This window comes from Leptothoe sp. LEGE 181152, assembly GCF_032906605.1.
Classification (GTDB): domain Bacteria; phylum Cyanobacteriota; class Cyanobacteriia; order Phormidesmidales; family Phormidesmidaceae; genus Leptothoe; species Leptothoe turfae.
The window spans coordinates 783,496-801,610 of record NZ_JASATU010000017.1 but is presented as its reverse complement, the minus strand read 5'-3'; the positions used below and the strand labels follow the sequence as shown (position 1 = coordinate 801,610).

The 18,115-nt window shown below is 47.2% G+C and carries 11 protein-coding genes and 1 pseudogene; 3 read left to right on the top strand and 9 right to left on the bottom strand.

Annotated elements, in window-relative coordinates; all coding sequences use genetic code 11:
- Positions 1-22 precede the first annotated feature (22 nt).
- Positions 23-3,265 (bottom strand): CHRD domain-containing protein, encoded by a 3,243-nt coding sequence (locus tag QGP82_RS11620; protein WP_499059206.1) that lies wholly within the window; start codon positions 3,263-3,265, stop codon positions 23-25.
- A 451-nt stretch (positions 3,266-3,716) separates the two neighbouring features.
- Between QGP82_RS11620 and QGP82_RS11615 the strand changes: the two genes are divergently transcribed.
- The gene (locus QGP82_RS11615; RefSeq protein WP_499059204.1) at positions 3,717-4,451 is read left to right on the top strand and encodes an SDR family oxidoreductase; all 735 of its coding nucleotides are present in this window, start codon (positions 3,717-3,719) and stop codon (positions 4,449-4,451) included.
- Between the two features lie 580 nt (positions 4,452-5,031).
- On the opposite strand, the gene QGP82_RS11610 is transcribed toward QGP82_RS11615, so the two are convergent.
- Positions 5,032-5,631 carry a superoxide dismutase gene (locus QGP82_RS11610; protein ID WP_163700187.1) on the bottom strand — a complete coding sequence of 200 codons (600 nt, stop codon included), beginning with the start codon at positions 5,629-5,631 and terminating at the stop codon, positions 5,032-5,034.
- A 538-nt stretch (positions 5,632-6,169) separates the two neighbouring features.
- On the opposite strand from QGP82_RS11610, the gene QGP82_RS11605 reads away from it, so the two are divergent.
- Entirely contained in the window at positions 6,170-6,610 is a 441-nt protein-coding gene (locus QGP82_RS11605) for an Lrp/AsnC family transcriptional regulator (RefSeq protein ID WP_499059202.1), read from the top strand.
- A 42-nt stretch (positions 6,611-6,652) separates the two neighbouring features.
- On the top strand, positions 6,653-6,997 hold the full coding sequence (locus tag QGP82_RS11600; RefSeq protein WP_163700180.1) for a cupin domain-containing protein: 345 nt from the start codon (positions 6,653-6,655) through the stop codon (positions 6,995-6,997).
- Positions 6,998-7,188: 191 nt separating this feature from the next.
- Here QGP82_RS11600 and QGP82_RS11595 read toward each other — a convergent pair whose 3' ends face one another.
- The 7 genes and pseudogenes from QGP82_RS11595 to QGP82_RS11565 form a co-directional block, all read right to left on the bottom strand.
- The gene (locus tag QGP82_RS11595) at positions 7,189-7,563 is read right to left on the bottom strand and encodes a hypothetical protein (RefSeq protein ID WP_499059200.1); all 375 of its coding nucleotides are present in this window, start codon (positions 7,561-7,563) and stop codon (positions 7,189-7,191) included.
- A gap of 193 nt (positions 7,564-7,756) precedes the next feature.
- Entirely contained in the window at positions 7,757-8,383 is a 627-nt protein-coding gene (locus QGP82_RS11590; RefSeq protein WP_499059198.1) for a hypothetical protein, read from the bottom strand.
- Positions 8,384-8,704: 321 nt separating this feature from the next.
- Positions 8,705-9,661, bottom strand: a complete 957-nt coding sequence (locus QGP82_RS11585; RefSeq protein WP_499059196.1) for a M48 family metallopeptidase — start codon at positions 9,659-9,661, stop codon at positions 8,705-8,707.
- Positions 9,652-10,002: a zinc ribbon domain-containing protein gene (locus tag QGP82_RS11580; RefSeq protein WP_499059194.1), complete on the bottom strand. Its 351-nt coding sequence runs from the start codon at positions 10,000-10,002 to the stop codon at positions 9,652-9,654. Before QGP82_RS11580 ends, QGP82_RS11585 begins: the two co-directional genes overlap by 10 nt.
- An 18-nt stretch (positions 10,003-10,020) precedes the next feature.
- Positions 10,021-11,346, bottom strand: a complete 1,326-nt coding sequence (locus tag QGP82_RS11575) for a toll/interleukin-1 receptor domain-containing protein (protein ID WP_499059192.1) — start codon at positions 11,344-11,346, stop codon at positions 10,021-10,023.
- A gap of 484 nt (positions 11,347-11,830) precedes the next feature.
- Positions 11,831-12,025 (bottom strand): annotated as a pseudogene (locus tag QGP82_RS11570) (ACP S-malonyltransferase); the annotation flags it as partial.
- Between the two features lie 291 nt (positions 12,026-12,316).
- Positions 12,317-18,064, bottom strand: a complete 5,748-nt coding sequence (locus tag QGP82_RS11565; protein ID WP_499059190.1) for a choice-of-anchor I family protein — start codon at positions 18,062-18,064, stop codon at positions 12,317-12,319.
- Positions 18,065-18,115 lie beyond the last annotated feature (51 nt).

The window sequence follows — 18,115 nt, the reverse complement described above, 5'->3', positions numbered from 1 at the left end:
GTTTGTTTTAGCGCTACAGAATCTAGAGATTGGTAAAGCTATTCTCTGTAAGCTCTTCTGTGGCCACACCTTTCAGAGTTGCTAACACTTCGTTGCCAGCAATGATGTCATTCCCCGATAGGGTGAGTTGATTAAAGCTCAGACCGCTGGATAGGCCAATGCGGTCGATGTCAACTGCAAAATCAGTGATGGTATCAATACCGCCGCCAATCATCAAGACAAAGGTGTCATAGCCTTTACCGCCAGAGAGCTGATCATCACCAGCACCACCGTCTAAGACGTCATTGCCTGAACTACCCAGTAACACGTCGTTACCTTCGCCACCTTTTAGGATGTCGTTACCGATACCACCCTGAATAATATCGTGGCCGACGTTACCCGAAAGATGGTCGTTACCCATACCACCTTTTACAACATCGTTGCCGTTGCCGCCTTTAAGGGTATCATCGCCCTGGCCACCAAATAGCTTGTCGTCGCCCGCCTCACCCTTCAGCGAGTCGTCACCAACACCACCATCTAGATCATCGTTACCGCTGCCGCCTTTCAAGGTGTCGTCACCAATGCCGCCCTGGAGGAAATCATCGCCATTGTTGCCAGAAATATAGTCGTCGCCCATGCCACCTTTCAAGATGTCATCGCCATTACCGCCTTTGAGCGCATCATTGTCCTGGCCACCAAACAACTTGTCATTACCCGCCTCACCGTTAAGCAGATCGTTACCGGTACTACCCTCTAGCTCGTCGTTGCCATCTCCACCTTTGAGGGTGTCGTCACCCGTGCCGCCTTTGAGGATATCGTGGCCATCGTCCCCCAAAATCCGGTCGTTGCCGGGGCCGCCCCTTAAGGTGTCATTGCCACCTTTACCGCGAATACGTTGGTTACCTGGGCCGCCAACAATGGTGTCACCAGCATCAGTACCAATAATGGTTTCTGTCGGTGGCGTCGTCAGCAAAGGTTTGTCTGAGTCGAACAAGGGTGTCACTTGCCCGCGAATTGCACCGGGAGTTCCCAACTTGTCGGACTCAGCAGTGTGAATCTGAATGTAGAGTTTGCCGGATTGCAGCTCATTGATAAACTCGCTGAGGGGTTTAGTTTCTGGACCGTCATCGGTGTCACCATCTCCGTTTAGATCGGTGGCATCGCTATCGTTCCAAATACCAGTGATGATGCCATTTTCAAAGTCCACCACAAGATTGTCGTCATCCTCACTGGGTAGCCCAAAAATATTTAGGGTATGGGGACCATTTTTGCCTTCAGGACCTACATGTAAGTGAATGCGAGTAACATCATTGAGTTCAGTGCGATCAGTAATGTTTTGTTTTAGGGTAATCCCGTCCAGTTTGATTTGGTACGCGAGGCCGCTGCCATCCTCTGCCAGGATAAAGGTGGCGGTTGCTCTGGCAGTGGAATCAGGAATTACTGCATCCTGAACCACCTGTGCGCCATCGGCTACCAGAGTAAAGATATTTGCCTTGAGAGGTTGTTCAATCTGACCGCGAATGGTGTCCGGTGTGCCTAGCTGATCAGCTACTACGTCGTGGATCTGGCGATCAAGATCCCCAGCTTCTAGTTCATCAATCGGCTGGCTAAGAGGTTGGGTCTCATTGGGGTCACTGGTGTCGCCATCACCCCTTAAGTCGCTGACGTCATGGTCGTCCCCCACCGCTTTGATGATGCCCTTGTCAAATGAGTCGATGGGGGTGATTTGGCCACGGGCACTGCCGGGTGTGCCCAGTCTGTCGGCAGCGGCGTCGTGGATTTGGATGTAAAGGTCCCCGGCCCGCAGTGCTTGAATAAACTGGCTGAGGGGTTTGGTTTCAGGACCATCATCGGTGTCACCATCCCCGTTTAGGTCGGTGGCATCGTTGTTGTCCCACATGCCGGTAATGATGCCGTTTTCGTAGTCCACCACGAGATTATTGTCGTCTTCGCTGGGTAACCCGAAAATATTCAGGGTATGGGGACCGTTGGCACCGTGTTCACCCGCATGGATATGAATCTTGGTAACATCGTGGTCTTCGGTGCGAGCGGCGGGATCTGCTTTGAGGGTGAAACCGTTGAGTTTGATTTGGTAGGCTAAACCGCTGCCGTCTTCTGCCAGGATAAAGGTGATTTTGGCGGTGCCGGTGCCATCGGTGATGGTTGGATCTTGAACAACCTGGGGGCCGTTTGCGATCGCAACAAAAATCTCCTGCGATGATGCCTTGGGTTCAGTCACCGAAGTATCCAGCTGCCCCCGAATAGTCCCTGGAGTACCTAGCTTATCGGCAGCTACATCATGAATCTGTAGATAAAGCTGACGCGCCTCTAGCTCGTCAATCAGTTGACTCAGGGGTTTGGTTTCAGGACCATCATCGGTATCCCCATCACCATTTAGGTCAGTGGCATCATCATCGCCCCAGACACCAGTAATAACGTTACTCCCATAGTCAACGAGAAGATTATTATCGTCTTCGCTAGGCTTCCCAAAGATATTCAGAGCGTGGGGACCGTTTTGGCCCTCACCTCCCTGGTGAACATGAATCTTGGTAACATCATTATCTGCCGTGCGGCTAGCTGGATCCTCTTTTAGATCTAGACCATCAAATTCGATTTGATAGGCCAGCAACTCACCCCCTTTGAGGGGCGTAAACGTAGCCGTGGCCGTGGCCGTTGCATCAGGAATTGCGGTATCCTGCACCACCTTTTCACCTTCAGCCAAGAGAGTAAAGCTGTTTTCTGATTTTAGAGGCGTAATCTGACCGCGCACTGCACCGGGCGTCCTCAACTTATCAGATGCCACATCGTGAACCTGGATATAGAGTTCGCCAGCCTTCAGAGCCTCAAGAAAATCGCTGAGGGGTTTTGACTCGGGACCATCATCCGTATCGCCATCACCATTCAGGTCTCTAGCGTCACTATCTTCCCAGAGACCTGTAATGATGCCGTTTTCATAGTCAACAACGAGATCATCGTCGTCTTCACTAGGACGTCCAAAAATATTTAGGGTATGTCCACCGTTGGTACCGGGTGCACCTATATGGAAGTGGATTTTAGTAACATCGTTATCTGCTGTGCGGCTGAGGGGATCTTCCTTGAGGGCTAGGCCGTTGAGTTGAATCTTGTAAGTCAGACCACTACCATCCTCAGCCAGAATGAAATTCACGATGGCAGTAGCCGTGGAATCAATAATAGTGTCGTCTTGCACCACCTGCTCACCATCAGCTAAGGCAATAAAGGCAGGTGTTGATTGGTGTACTCCCGAGTGTATCAGGCGATCAGTCATGGTTTCTGTAAAACGGCTAAACAATTCCTACGCGAAAATGCTGACCCTGGTAAGACTTTAACTAAATTGAAAGCTGTAAGTATCAAGAGGATGTCAAATTTAGTAAGGGCAAATAAAAATAAGTTATGAAGCCTTCACCATGGGCAAAACCCAAAAAATCCAAAGCTAGCGGAGGATTAAGGCTGACTATGCCTACTTTTCCTGACCCTGTGGATCCGGTGCTATGGGCAATACAGTCTTAGCGACGTTGGATTTACAGGTTATGAACGTTCACGGCTTCATAGTCAGCGATCGCATGCTTGAGAAAATTAGGCAATGATCTGCGAGGTTTGTGTATTTAGAGTTAGCTGCGCCAAACCTATGATGAACTCATCCAAAAACGCAATGAAAGGATAAGGCAATGGCTCTATTGCCGGTTCGAGCCATTGTGTCGTACATAAGGAAAGTCATCATGTTAAATGCAAAAAACAAAATCATTGCTATCACGGGAGCCAGTAGTGGTATTGGCGAAGTGAGCGCCAAGTTGCTGGCCCAGAACGGTGCGAAAGTTGTTCTAGGGGCACGACGAACCCAAAAGCTAGAAAAAATTGTCGCAGCGATTTGTGCCCAAGGTGGCACAGCAGAATACAAAGCTTTGGATGTCACCGACCGTGAGGATATGAAAGCGTTTATTCACTTTGCTAAAGACCAGTTTGGTCGCGTCGATGTCATCTTCAACAATGCGGGCATCATGCCACTCTCCCCCATGAATGCTCTCAAAGTCGAGGAGTGGGACAAGATGATCAATGTCAACATTCACGGCGTGTTAAATGGAATTGCAGCCGGTTTGCCAATCATGGAGGCGCAAGGCGGCGGACAATTCATCAATACGGCATCGATCGGCGCGCATGTTGTCGTCCCGACTGGCGCAGTCTATTGCGCCACTAAGTATGCCGTTTGGGCAATCTCGGAAGGACTACGTCAGGAGTCGCAGACTATTCGCGTTACCACGATCTCTCCTGGTGTAGTAGACACGGAACTGGGCTCTGACATTACGGAATCGTCGGCAAAAGACGCTTTGCAGGAATTTCGCAAAATTTCACTCATCCCAGATGCGATCGCTAGAGCTGTCTTGTACGCCGTATCTCAACCCGACGATGTTGACGTAAATGAAATTATTGTCCGACCGACCGCCAGCGCATTCTGAAGAGAATCACTCAAAGTATAAGACCGTTATTGTAGCGAAGCAAAACCATAAACAGAAAACTCTCAGCGGTCATCGTAGCGAGGGGAATGGTAACAAAGATCGCCCTGACGATCTTTCAAAATGGAGCGAGCTTTTCTGTTCAACTGATATTTCTGACTAACTCCGATAAGCAAGAAAGGTCATTATCATGATTAAACCATTTCGTTCTCACACACTCACACAATATTGATAGAAGGGTGCCTCAATCGAGCATCAACGTATTTCTTAGCTCTCTTGATAGCATCTGTTCGGGTTAAAGCACAGGGGACAGCGACAGCACAGCCCATCTTGTAATTCGCCCATACGGAATAAAAGATTTGACCGTTTTCCTCACTTTGGTCTACATCTAGCCGCCATTCTCGGTAAGTAAACGACCAAATAATATGAGGGAAATCAGGGTTCAACATCATGACTAGGTTGTATAAGCATTATTGAACAGCTCCACCCCGCTGAGGTAGAGCTGTGTAGTAAGACCTCAAGCCAAACTACAGAGTCAGATTGGCACTAGGATTTGAAGAAGATAGTATAGACTCTGTATTCCTTAGGCCACTGCGAGGTTTTGAGCGGCAAAATCCCAATTTACCAGGTTATCTAAGAAGGCTCCAATGTAGTCAGGTCGCTTATTTTGGTAATCCAAATAGTAAGCATGCTCCCAGACATCCATGGTCAGTAGAGGAACCTGTCCATGGGTGAGGGGGTTATCGGCATTCAGGGTTTTTGTCACCTTGAGTGTGCCGTTATCCAAGACTAACCAAGCCCAGCCACTGCCGAACTGACTGGCCCCAGCAGTTTTGAAAGCTTCTGCAAATTTCTCAAGGCTACCAAAATCAGTCTCAATTTTCTTGGCCAAATCGCCTGTGGGCTTACCGCCACCATTTGGCTTCATGCTGTTCCAATAAAAGGTATGGTTCCAAGCTTGGGCAGCGTTGTTAAACACTCCGGTTTTTTCAGCATCGCCTGCGATTGCTTTAATGACATCTTCAATGGGCTTGTTGTCTAAGTCTGTCCCTTGAACAGCGGCATTGAACTTACTGACGTAAGCTGCGTGATGCTTGTCGTGGTGAAACTCCAAGGTGCTCTTTGAGATGTAAGGTTCAAGAGCGGTGTAGTCGTAAGGTAAAACCGGAAGCTTGTAAGCCATAAGTTCTGAATCCTCTCTCAACAAAACAAAATATGCTGCCTATGGACAGGCAGAATTGAGACGCAGTCAACAGTTCAAAAAATGCATTTATGCAGCATTTCAACTATGCGACAGCTTAAAAGCATAAGCTTGATACTGTGACTAACACAGCCTCAAACTATCAAATCATCTAAAGAAGATCTATACCCCTAGGAGGCATATGTTTAGCCAGCGATAACAGCACCCATGGCTGCCCTAAGCACAAGCTCAGCAGTGACAGCTAACGTCGAAGTTGTGCGGCTGTGCAGTACTTTCCAATCTTAGCCGATACTTTCCGCTCAAACCGCTCCAACGTAGTGTTATGCGGTTCACTCTCTTATCCCAAGCTGACGTTTCGTCAGCCCAGAGCTGCTTAAACAGATATTGCCCCTACAGCAAATGACGTTTCGTCAGACTTTGAGTATTTTTATTTACAACAATATATTTTAGGGCTTAAGTTTGATGACGAAGCGTTGATAAAATTGCCTATGTATACAACTTTAGTTTGATAATTCTAGAGATGGATATAACCGACCGACAGATTATCAGCCTTTTACGGCAGAATAGTCGGCTTAGCCAAGAGCAAATTGCACGAGCCGTGAATCTCTCTAGACCGGCTATTCATGAACGACTCAAGCGATTAGAAGCAAATCGAGTCATCCGTGGTTACACAGCATTAATAGATTGGAGTGCGATTGAATTATCTTTAACTGTTTTCATTGGGATCGGCATTGATTTAACTCCCTGCACAGAAGTATTTGCAGAGATCAAAGCGCTGAGTAATGATGAAGTATTTGTTGAAGAATGTCATCGTGTTACTGGTGAATGGTGTTTGCTTCTAAAAGTTCATGCATCTTCAACAAAATCTCTCCAGGATTTTCTGGATCATCTTCGTGCAATCCCTGGCATTAAAAGCACAATGACAAATATCGCACTCTCTACCCTTGGCGAAGCTTTATAGGGGCTCACAAATTTAACGTCTTGAATAAATGGAGGAAATATAATGTTGGGTCAACTTGGGCAGCTACAGAAGCTAGATATAAACAATTTGACAGAAGATATCAGAGAGGAGTGGAAAAACTTTGAGGTCAGCGATATCAATGATCATGTTGTTCGACTCAGCGTTACCCAAAAAGAATTTCACTGGCACTCTCACACTAACAGTGATGAATTTTTCTTTGTCATTGATGGAGAATTATTCATTGATTTAGAAGATCGAACTGAAAGGCTAAGTTCGGGCCAAATGATGACAATTCCCAAAACTGTCAAGCATCGAACTAGGGCCAATCGACGAACAATCGTTCTTTGTTTTGAATCAAAAGATAATGACGTACAAGGAGATGGATAGATGAGTTGATATCGCCCTTCATGGGTTCTACTCACGGTAGGGGCGATCGTTTAAGCTCAAACCTGTATAACGCCTGTGATGGAGCAGTCGCAGCGATTAAATGTAATATTAAAAGCGGCCCGAACTGCGGCTTGGGTCCATTGTCATGTTATGCCACGATTGATACCCAAAGAGGTAACAACGTATCATAGTTATAGCGTCGGTTCATCCATATTGGAAGTTTTGTTCGGTCGCCAAATCTCTTGCCAATTCGGAAATGCAGCGGCCCAGTTCTGGACATCCTCTTGAGTCTGGAACCAGCATCGTTCATCTTCCTTTAGCCGTCGAACAACTTCTGGATGATACGCGACCTTGGGGCGAAAATTCTCAACGTGCATTACACTAACGACGCAGGTTATGAATTTTCGGCTCTTGCGATGAAGCCCAACGCACACCACACCGTCGCAAGTCCCAGCGTAACAACCGCCAATGTAAACCTTTGTGCCGCCACGAAATTGTCTAGTTCCAGATTTCGATTCAATACCACCTTCGCCATATGGGTGATCGCGTTTGATGTTTGCCACCACGCACCAAACTCCTCCTGTGATTTGCAACGCGTCATCGATCATGTTTTTTGAGCCTCGATGATATCCTGACCCTAAGGTATTCATCCGCCAATTGGCATAACGGTTGCGGTCAGCGGTTGTCATCAATTTTACATTCATAGCCAGCGACTGATTACAATCCGTTGCACCGCAATTGTTATACGGCTGGCATACTCTAAATTTCTATATGCCGCCTTCCAATCTTAAAACAATCATCAAATTTCTGAAATAACTCGTTTGACCCTGTAAAGCCAATGTCTTGCGCCCAGCTTTTGATAGAAAACAGAAATGCCTGAAGTTCTTGTTCCACAAGCATCAATGCCCTCTTAAAATAAGGTCGTAAAACATCAATATAAGACGCATTCGTGGTTGGTTCGATACCACCATCTGACCAAACACGAATGACATTGCCTTGACTCTCAACCCACGGACTTGGATCGTGCCCTAACCAAGGTGAATTGCCCGTTTTCAGAAAGTCTATCCATTCGCGCCATGTTTCTAGTCCACAACAACAACTTGGAGAAATAACTTTTTTCTTAGATACGATTTGTATTCCACCTGGTAATACTAAACTCTCTGCTTCCAGGATCTGCTCTAAGACAGCTTGTTTGCCATTTTCAAGTTTTATTTGATTATATTCAGCCAGTTGAGCAAAAACCAAACCAATTTCTAAATATGTCATTTTCCCGCACAAATGGATCAGCGAAAAGGGTTTGAAGTATGGAACCGGCCAAGGACAAAGAAATTCACCTTCGTAATAAGGCGCTTCTATGACAGCTTGCATCTGAATCAACGAATTCATCGGTGCTTAAAGTTCTAAAAATCTGAAATGCCTACAAATAAATTTCAGGATATGCCCCTACCCATAACTTAAGCCGGATAACTATATATTCAGTGTCAGATCTGACGGATAAGATCCATATTTCCGGATCTTATCCGTCAGTTTTAGGTAATAAAACCCTTATTTACAGAACTTATAGGCAACTCTTGACGTCTAACTCCGGGAAAACAGGGTGTTATACGTCACACTTAACAGTTAAGTATGGTGGATAGGTGCTCATACATCACATTTGACAGTAGCTAACGACTAAGTTGTGCAGCTCCAAGAAAAGGGAATTGAAGCTTAGGTAGATACTTTTTGTCCACAGCTTGGACAGAAAGTATTGGAAAACTCAAGCTTAAATCCACAATGCCGACAGAAATTAGCTGGTAGTGCTGGCTTTATCTTTGTTTGACGTTCTAGGACTTCTTGATACTCTCCAGAATCAGTCCACTTTAGGAGTTCACTTGCACGTGAAATAATGAAAGATTGATCTTTTGACATTAAATTAAACATTTTAAGAATTTTTGTGTAAGTAGTATCGCCAAAGCCCTCATATTCTCTTGCTTGAATGACAAAGTCATCAATATTAAAAGAATCAAAATACTTTCTAGGTAGTCCTGCCATTTTTGCCATTACTTTCATAGCAACAGTCAAATCTTGGCAGGCTAGAAGTCCGGCTCGATCAAGAGTAAATCCTGACCACCTAGACCACTGCAATAATGCAAAGCCCAATCCAGATGTCATCGGTTTAGTAAAATCTACTGCAACTGCACTTGTCACCAATTCACTAACAATTGGAAGTAAAGCAGCGATCTCATTGTAGAAAATATGCTGGCTCTTAATACGACCTATCTCGCAACCAAGCACAAACAACAATTCCCGCCTTGATAAACTATCAATGCATTCAGTACTAATAATAACTAGTGGATGATCGACTCCTACAGTAATTCCCTGAAAATCGCTAGACTGACCGATCAACGAACGATCACAACATACATAAAGCTCTGGCGTTGCCTTTAAGTTTAAAGTCTCACAAACATCCTCTAGCACCTCATAAATATTAGGAAGACTGCTAGGAGTTACTTTCACGCTGCTACCAACTAATTGCAGCTGCAACAGCTTCGACAAACCCAGCTCATAAAACTTATTAACGAAAAAGTCTAATCCAGGCGTTTTCTGCAACGTATCGAGTGCCCTCTTATCCAAGGGATGTTCATACTCAAGAGGATTAAGCCCCTCTATCTTTACTATTTCCATAAGCTTTGATCACCTTTAGCAACTCGATAAGCGTCTACAACTGACCAAACCACCATAGGAAACCAGGCAATCCCAGCAGTAGGAATGGCTAAAATCCCTACACCAATAAACATAAATATTCCTTTCAGAAAATCACCATTGTAGACTTGCCCCAATCCTATGAAGAAAAAAGACAGAACGCTAGCAAAAACTGGATTTTTGCCTTGAGCATACCTCTTGTTTGCTAGTGGAGATCTACGAACTCCCTCATCAACAGGAGCAATAATTGCTAAGGACTCACCACAATTTATGCAAAACTTTGAATCTTGTCTATTATCAGTTTGACATTTTGGACATTTCATACAGATTCCCCTTTTACCTTAAAGACTAAAACCTGATATTTTGGCTAACTTACCGTTGGCAGGAAAAAAGATACGAATATTACCCTCGACTCCCCCTAAATCCTCTTTGCGAGCAATAGTATACTTTTCTTCTTTACCATTTTCTTTCTCCCCTCTTAAACCGAGCTTTATTCTTCCTGTATAGACACTTCTAATAATTTCAATAGGTTGTTTATATAGATTCAATCTTGTAATTGCCACATTAAAGCAAATCTTACGAAAAGTTGAATCAATTTGACCGTTTCGAAGTAAAGATTGATGAGCAATTTCTTTAAAGTTTTGAATACTTATCTCGGCGTTAGGGGTAGATAAAATATCGAATAGTCTATTAATAAGGTCAAGGGCAATTTCTTCTTTACTAAGGAGTTCTGAAGTTTCAAAATTATGGTTGTCGGCTTTTCGCTTTTCTTGCTCTCGATCCCGTTGTTTCCCTTGTTCAAGTAATGCCTCAGGTTTGGTCAATCGCTGCCCCTTACTTTGGTAGTGTAATTCTGCCTGGTCAAGGATTGGCTTTGAAGCCTTAGCAGCATCCTCAGGCTTTAACCCTAAATCTCTCTGGCGATTTTCTAAATCCTTCTGAATCTCTCCACTAAAGGGATAGTAACCCTTCTCAATTAGCCTATTAAGCGTCTGTTTGTATTTATTCAGGCTCTCTTCATACCTACTAAAAGGTTCATACGCATTAGCTTCAATCTCTTCTGCCTCGTCTAATGTTAAGCCCAGAGTTTCTCGAAGCTCATCTAGCGTATCTCTTTCTACAATCGAGATCACACCATCGGAAAGAACCTCCTCAACTTTTTGCAGATATTGGGACCAAATTAACTGCTTTTGCTCTGCTTGTTGTTTACGATAAGTCTGCATCAATTGGGCTGCTGTCCGAATACCCTGTGCAACGCTGACAAAAGCTTCATCCTGATTGGCCCAAGTAGTTATAGGTTTAGCATCTTTGGGGAATGCTTGAAGCTTAGCAAAAGGTGCACTAGTCCAATCAAACGGACGCAGAATAACTGGGACAACAGAAGCCTGCTTCGCCTCATGTCGCTTTAGTGCTATTGGGATCTCGGTATCGCGGCAATATTTTGATGCAATAAAGTCTGGGCTGATAAGTAATAAGATAATATCAGCAGATTCAAGCTCAGTTTTAATTCTGTTATCCCATTCTGTTCCAGCAATAAGTTTACGATCATACCAACTAGATATCACACCATCCCAACGTAGGTTACTCAGATGGGTGTCGAGCTTATCTCGCAGTTCTTCATCTTTATGAGAGTAAGAAATAAATACTCTAACTGAGTTGCCTTCCATATGTCTCCAGAAGTTGCCGAGAATAACATGAAAACTTATCTTTATTTTTTCTCCAATCTCAATAACTTGTCAGGCTGTTTTCCTGAAACAGTAACGGTATAATTAAAGGCTTTTTAGTGTCTGTTGTTCCTAGAGGCCGTCAAAAGTCCCATATCTTTCCTAACTTTAAATTTTAAACATGTAAGTGATTTTTTTCGAATATGTTGATTTTTTAAACTATCCAATCTACATAATCCCCTGACATCGTTTCGAGCGAAGCAACTAGCGAAAAAATATGCCGTCGCAATTTTTACATTAACTGGATTGATATAGTTTGAGGAGTACCCATAGGGGTACCTTCGATGATTGATGCCGCAGAACGATTGAGTTCAGCGATGATTAATAGCCTTGTTATTCGACCGAGCATCTTTAAATCACTACTGCACCGATTTGTTATGCTATGCTATCGCCGATTCTCCCACTATCTCTCTTTTGGTTTAATCCACTATGGAATAAAGACACGCCTTGCACCTTGATAACTATCAAGACTGAGCGCAATCTCAACTAGGCTTTCAACACACCGCCCTCGATAGTCAGGATCGTTAAGCAGTCGATCGGAATTGCTAATGGTGAGCACGGGGAGTGACTCACCTGTACTTTCCTCGCGCATTACTTGCTCCAAGGAATCTTTACCTTTCATATATATCTACCTACGGGATTTATACGGCTAGGCAGCTGCTGTTTTGACCGTTATACCGTTTCTATAACCCTATGGGCATGGGCAAGCCTAACGCATAGTATCTCCAATAGAGTTAGCCAACACTTCAATGAGCGGAGTCGAAGGGGACGCTTATAAAAACAGGTTGATGCGTCATTGCCTCGCGCATCAACCTGTTTTTAAGTCACTCCTTGCAGGCACTCGGGACGATCGGTTTGCGGTAGAAGATGCTATCGCTTAAACCAACCACTCTGAATGCCTGCTAATAGAGCATTAAGCAATTAGCTGAGTAAAGGACGTCTCATCCAATAAAGTTGTTACGTTCTGAACCACAGCTAGATTCTCACCCCCCGTGCTTAACAACAAATCATTGCCTTGCACTGTCTGGGTGATGGCTCCAAAGCTTAAATCTCCCAGCAGACCAATAAAGTCGGTACCCACTTCAAAGTCAGTAATGGTGTCAGTGCCGTGACCCACTGCAAAGGCAAAGGTATCACTACCTTGACCACCGGAGAAGTTATCGCCAGTGAGAGTGTCGTTGCCGACGCCGCCATGGAGCAGGTCATCGCCGTCGTCACCCCAGATCAGGTCATCCCCTTCATCCCCAAACAGCAGGTCGTCACCGCCCTTACCGCCGATACGGTCATTGCCGGCACCGCCAAAGATGGCATCATCGCCACCTCTACGGCCCTGGGGATAGCGGTTGTTGAGGTCACCGCGAAGAATGTCATCACCATCGCCACCGCTAATGGTTTGGTCACCCTCACCACCTGCGAGGGTATCAGCTGCGTCGGTACCGACAACATCGGCATCGGGCTCAACACCGCCATTACCGCCGCCATTGCTACCGCCATCAATAACGGTATCCTCACGGAAGGCCAGGTTCTGGATGCGAGTATCCTCTTCTCGACCAGCATCAGCATTGTTAAAGGCAGTCTCCTCTGTGCCAAAGTTGGCGGCTAGATATTCTGCCAATGCATCTTGCTCAGAACCATCGGGGGCAAATGTGGCCGCACCGGTACGGGCCGCATCGTCTTCTTGGGCCAGCTGGACTACATCGCGGTCAGGGAAGGGATAACCATCGCCACCGCCTGCTAGGAAGTTAAGGGTAACCATGCGGAAGGTGCGGCTGGGGTCACCCACCAGTTCACCATTTTGAACAATCACATCGGCGTCGTTGCCGTCTTCGTCAAGAACAACTAGAGATTGTACCCGGTCATTGGGGTCAGCTGTCAGGTCAAAGCTAAATTCTAAACCACTTACCTGGGGGAAGCGTCCTTGGGTATTGCTGTCATCGGGGCTGCTGGCGGCAATACCGTGTTCGATAACGGCAAGCAATTCTTCGGCGGTAATTGTCAACAGGGTAAGGCCATTGTTAAACCGCAGGCTATTGACAATGTCGTTTTCAGAAATGCCACCTTCGGGTTTCACTCCAGGAATCTCTTCGTTGGGTAGCAGATCTGGCTCACCAGTGCCACCGGCGGGAACAACGACGCGACCGATGTCATCACGGATACCGCCACCGTTCTTGATGGAGATAACGACATCGGAATCAGTTTCTTTTGCGATCGCAAGATTTGCATCCGCCGTCAGATTACCCAAATTAGTTTCTTGGGTGCGTACGCTGCCGCGCACACCGTTGAGGTACACATCGCTAACCCCAAAGACATTGCTTTCCTTAGCAACAATCACCTCTTCCAGGGCATCGACAATCTCCTGAATGTCAGGATCCACCAAGTTCTCTGCATTCAGATCAGCCACACCCTGTTCATCAGTGGCATAGGCACCGCTCACCTCAGAGTCATAGCTTTCAGGGATAATGATGCCATTCTCATCAAAGTCAATCACCAAACGACCCACATACTTGTAGTTGCCATCGGTATTGACAATGGCGACGGGATTACCATCAGCATCGGTGGTGAAAATGGGGTAAGTGCCCTGGTCAGTGTCACCATCACGGGGACGGTCGTTTTCATCAAACAGACGGGTGTTAGACCCACCGGCAACAATTACGTCCACATTACTTAGACGCGTGGCCAGCTCTTGCTCAATGCCAATTTGTTGCATGTGAGAGAGAACAATCACCTTGTTCAACCCAGGGTTGAGGGCCAGCATCTCATCCACGTCTTGCTGGATCTCTGCTGCTAGGGCATCCAGCTGCTCAGACGTAGGTACACCATCAAACGGCTGGGGTAAAACAGTCACATCACCAGGATTAGAGATGCGAACATTCACATTGTTGATGGTGGGGGTGGTGGCACCGACAACGCCAATCTGTTCACCCACCACGTCAATCACCGTGGTGGCTGCGATGCTGTTGGGCTCAGGAGCCTGATCGTCGGGGACTACCAGGTCTGCCAGATTTTCATCGGTGCTGAAGTCCAGGTTGGAGCTGAGATAGGGGAACAGAGCACCCTCAAATGACTCATCTACATCTGGTGTCGTGGGGTCATCTTCAGCACCGGCAATCAGGTCGCGCACCAGGTCGGTATCCAGGTCAAACTCATGGTTACCAAAGGCGATGGCCTCAAATCCGAGTTCATTCTGAATCAGAATGTCAGCACGACCGGCACCGCCAAAAGCCTCTTCACTGGCGGAGAAGAACAAGCCAGGAATAATGGCATCACCGGATGACAGGGTAATGGTGTTATCAAAGTCATCCCGCAGGGCGTTAAGGACGGCGGAGAATCGGGGGGCATCTTCTAAAGCAGGAATGCCAGCTTCTTGGTCCGCTGCATGGAGTAGCTGTAGGGTAAAGGTAGAGGGTGCAGTCACAGTTTCTTCTAAGGTAAATCTTGCTACTAAAGGTTCATGGTCACTAGCCACAACAGTGTCAGTAAACTGTGCACCGTTGTCATCGCGGGGGAAGTCGTTATTGACATGCACGATGTCGAATTCGGCTCCGTCTAACAACGAGTCGGTGACAAATATGTGGTCCAGAACCTGACTGTTGCCATCAAAGATAAAGGTGTAGGCATCATCATCGGCAACAGCTTGATCCACCAGGTTGGTTAGCACTCGCTCATCGCCAGTACCGGGCAGAATCTCAGCCAGGTCGTTGGTGAACTCAAAGGTATTGAGGTCGCCCAACACAATTACCTTGGCATCGGGATTGGTGGCCACAATGTTGTCTACAAAATCGTTGAGAGCCTGAGCTTGGGCTTCGCGTTCTTCTTCGCCTGCTTGTACAAAGGGTTGAGGTCCGCCGTAAACAGGAGAAGAACCAAAGCGAGAGGTGAGGTGATTATTGACCACGGTCACCAGATTGCCGTTAAACTCAAAGTTGGCCACCAGTGGCAGGCGAGTGCCATCAAAGGCAGGGGCTTGATCGATAGTGGCAAAGGAGTCTAGGGTGACCCGGTCGGGGTTGTACAGGTAAGCGTTGCGGATGTTGCCACCGGGAACGCCGCCCTGGGTGCCATCTTCTGGAGCCACGTCGAAGAACTCGTAGGTGGGACCGCCAGCAGCTGCGATCGCATCCACCAAAGCCTGTAATGTGGCCGTCGCATCCACGGTGCCGTCATTGGTCACACCGCTGTCATCCTGAATCTCTTGCAAAGCAATAATGTCAGGACTATTGAGATTGTTAACCACTTGCTGACCCAGCAGTTCAAACTGTGCTGTATCAGTACCGTCGGCGGCCAGGTTGAGCACATTGTAGCTAGCAACAGTGAGATCATTGTCGCCACCTACCAGATCAGTAACCTCCTGCTCTAGACCGCTGGGGGTAATGTCAAACTCTTCGGTAACATTTACCTCAAAGTTGCCAAAGCTATAGCCAACAACACCGGTCACATCACCCAGCTGATCGCCCACGGTGAGGGCGGGGGTATCAAAGCCCTCAGGCAACAGGTTGGGATTGAACTGAATCTGCACCCGCTCGGGATTTTGATCGCCTGTATTATCAGGACCAGAGTTGAGATTAATGCTGCCCCGCGCAGTCAAACCATCTTCAGGAGTGACGCCTGCACCCTGGTTAGGTAAGGTAACCGCCTCAGCAGAGAATCTACCAAATACCCGGGTGGGAGATACAGCCACTGCATCCTCAACCGTAACGCGCATGCCCTCTAAACTCTCGTAAAAGTCAATGGCATCTTCATCGGGGTCAAAGTTGCCACCGGGTTCCTGTAGGTTGACCGGTAGTTCATCATCACTGATGACAATTTCACTGGGCGCAACTCGGCCGCTTTCACCAATCACCGTGGCTTCTGGTAAATCATTTCCAGAGGAGAGGATGACCACATCTGGATCAATGAGCTGGGTAGTAGAGAGTTCGTTGGTGCGAGAAACCACTTCACTGACTTCACCAAACAGACGCACCTCGTCCCCAATGCTAACGGTGGGACTGCCGCTAGTGGAGATAAACAAGCCTTCGGATGTGGCATCATTGCCATCATCAACAGCAGATTGCACATAGAAGCCACGGAAGTCAACGGCTGTGACAATACCTTCGGTTTGTACCAACTCACCTTCTAACGGAGAGACATGACTTGCACCCTGAATCTCAGAGATGGTAGCAGCCTGCACATTAGTTTCATACACTGCGAAGGTATTGGACTCTTCGTTGGCAATTGTTAGCAACGGCTGACCGGTGGGGCTGTCTTCTGCCGAGATAAAGGTCAAACCCTCAGGGGCAATATCCTCATCACTGCGGGCATACTGCACAAATTCAGGGTTGGTGGGATCGCTCAGGTCATACACCAACACACCCCCGCCAGCCCGCTCTAGACCCACAAAAGCAAAGGGACGACCACCAATTTCGCCCACCGTAACTGCCTCAGGCTCAGCCCCCTTGTTGTCAGAGCGGTTGTCAACCTCAGCGGGGTCACCATCGTTGGCATTAAACAGATCGGGAGTCAGTTCAGCCGTAATCTCAGCAATCTGGCTACCGCTGTCAAACACCTGGTTGCCATTGTCATCCCAGATGGAGAAAGAGCGAGCCCCGTAGGAGAACAGCTGATCGATGTCGCCATCGCCATCAATGTCGCCGTCGATGGAGGAAATTGTTAGGCGGCCCAGATTTTCGTCGTCAGCGATGGCTGGATCAAAGCGCTCGTCGAGGGACAATCCACTACGGCCAAAGGAGGTAACGTCACCTAAATCACCCACACGGATCGCATCGCCACGGGCATCTTCGTCTGCATCTCCCCGGTCATCACCTTCATTAGCGGTGATGTAGAAGGTTTGACCATTCACCTCAAAGGAGGCAATGGAGTCTGGCATGTACATGCCAAACACAGGTTCGGTATCGATGTTGATGCCGCCATCGCGATCGCTAGCATCTAAGCCTACCTGACTAAAGTCCTTAAGCCCCAGGGGAACAATCCCCTCAACTTCATTCGTTGCCAGATTGATCACAGCCAGGGCATTGTTTTCTTGCAGTGTGACAAATGCCTGGGTGCCATCGGGAGAAACCGCCACATACTCGGGTTCAAGATCCTGAGCAACTGTGGCATCGGGAAAGATGCGCACACCATCAGCCCGTAGGTCGTTCTCACGACCGTTGAAGGCTTCAAACCCAACAGTGGTGACACTTGCCTGAGAAATACCGGTCAAGCCACCGGATATGTCAATAATGCTAATGGACCCGTTGGGGTCCACACCGTCATCGGGCTCGCCTTCGTTGGCGGTCAGCAGCTTGGTCCCATCAGGGCTAAAGACAACGTTGTCGGGCAAAGCCCCCACCTGCACAACCTGGAATGCGTTAGGCTCACCCGCGATCACAGCGTCGATGTCGGCAACCGCGACAAAACCAGGGTCGGTTTGAGGGTCAGCACTAACTGCGATCGCAACCACCCCATTGGCAACCGCGACACTGTTTACCCCATCAATGTTAGGAATAAAATCCGCAACATCTAACACACTAAGCAGATCAGGGTTATGGGGGTCAGCCAGGCTCAGCAACTGTACTTCAGTATCACCACTCACCATGAACACAGCATTGGTAGCTGAATCAAAGGCCGCAATCTCAGCACCAATATCACTGGTAAAACTACCAATTCTCTCTAAAAAATCCGTCATGGTTTCTCCCAGAAATTAAATAATTGCTAGCGGACTACATTTCCATGGCCC

What these genes read in the sequence shown, in the direction of transcription:
- QGP82_RS11620 (WP_499059206.1), bottom strand. Translation starts at nt 3,265, where the DNA reads ATGACTGATCGCCTGATACACTCGGGAGTACACCAATCAACACCTGCC.
- QGP82_RS11615 (WP_499059204.1), top strand. Translation starts at nt 3,717, where the DNA reads ATGTTAAATGCAAAAAACAAAATCATTGCTATCACGGGAGCCAGTAGT.
- QGP82_RS11610 (WP_163700187.1), bottom strand. Translation starts at nt 5,631, where the DNA reads ATGGCTTACAAGCTTCCGGTTTTACCTTACGACTACACCGCTCTTGAA.
- QGP82_RS11605 (WP_499059202.1), top strand. Translation starts at nt 6,170, where the DNA reads ATGGATATAACCGACCGACAGATTATCAGCCTTTTACGGCAGAATAGT.
- QGP82_RS11600 (WP_163700180.1), top strand. Translation starts at nt 6,653, where the DNA reads ATGTTGGGTCAACTTGGGCAGCTACAGAAGCTAGATATAAACAATTTG.
- QGP82_RS11590 (WP_499059198.1), bottom strand. Translation starts at nt 8,383, where the DNA reads ATGAATTCGTTGATTCAGATGCAAGCTGTCATAGAAGCGCCTTATTAC.
- QGP82_RS11585 (WP_499059196.1), bottom strand. Translation starts at nt 9,661, where the DNA reads ATGGAAATAGTAAAGATAGAGGGGCTTAATCCTCTTGAGTATGAACAT.
- QGP82_RS11580 (WP_499059194.1), bottom strand. Translation starts at nt 10,002, where the DNA reads ATGAAATGTCCAAAATGTCAAACTGATAATAGACAAGATTCAAAGTTT.
- QGP82_RS11575 (WP_499059192.1), bottom strand. Translation starts at nt 11,346, where the DNA reads ATGGAAGGCAACTCAGTTAGAGTATTTATTTCTTACTCTCATAAAGAT.
- QGP82_RS11565 (WP_499059190.1), bottom strand. Translation starts at nt 18,064, where the DNA reads ATGACGGATTTTTTAGAGAGAATTGGTAGTTTTACCAGTGATATTGGT.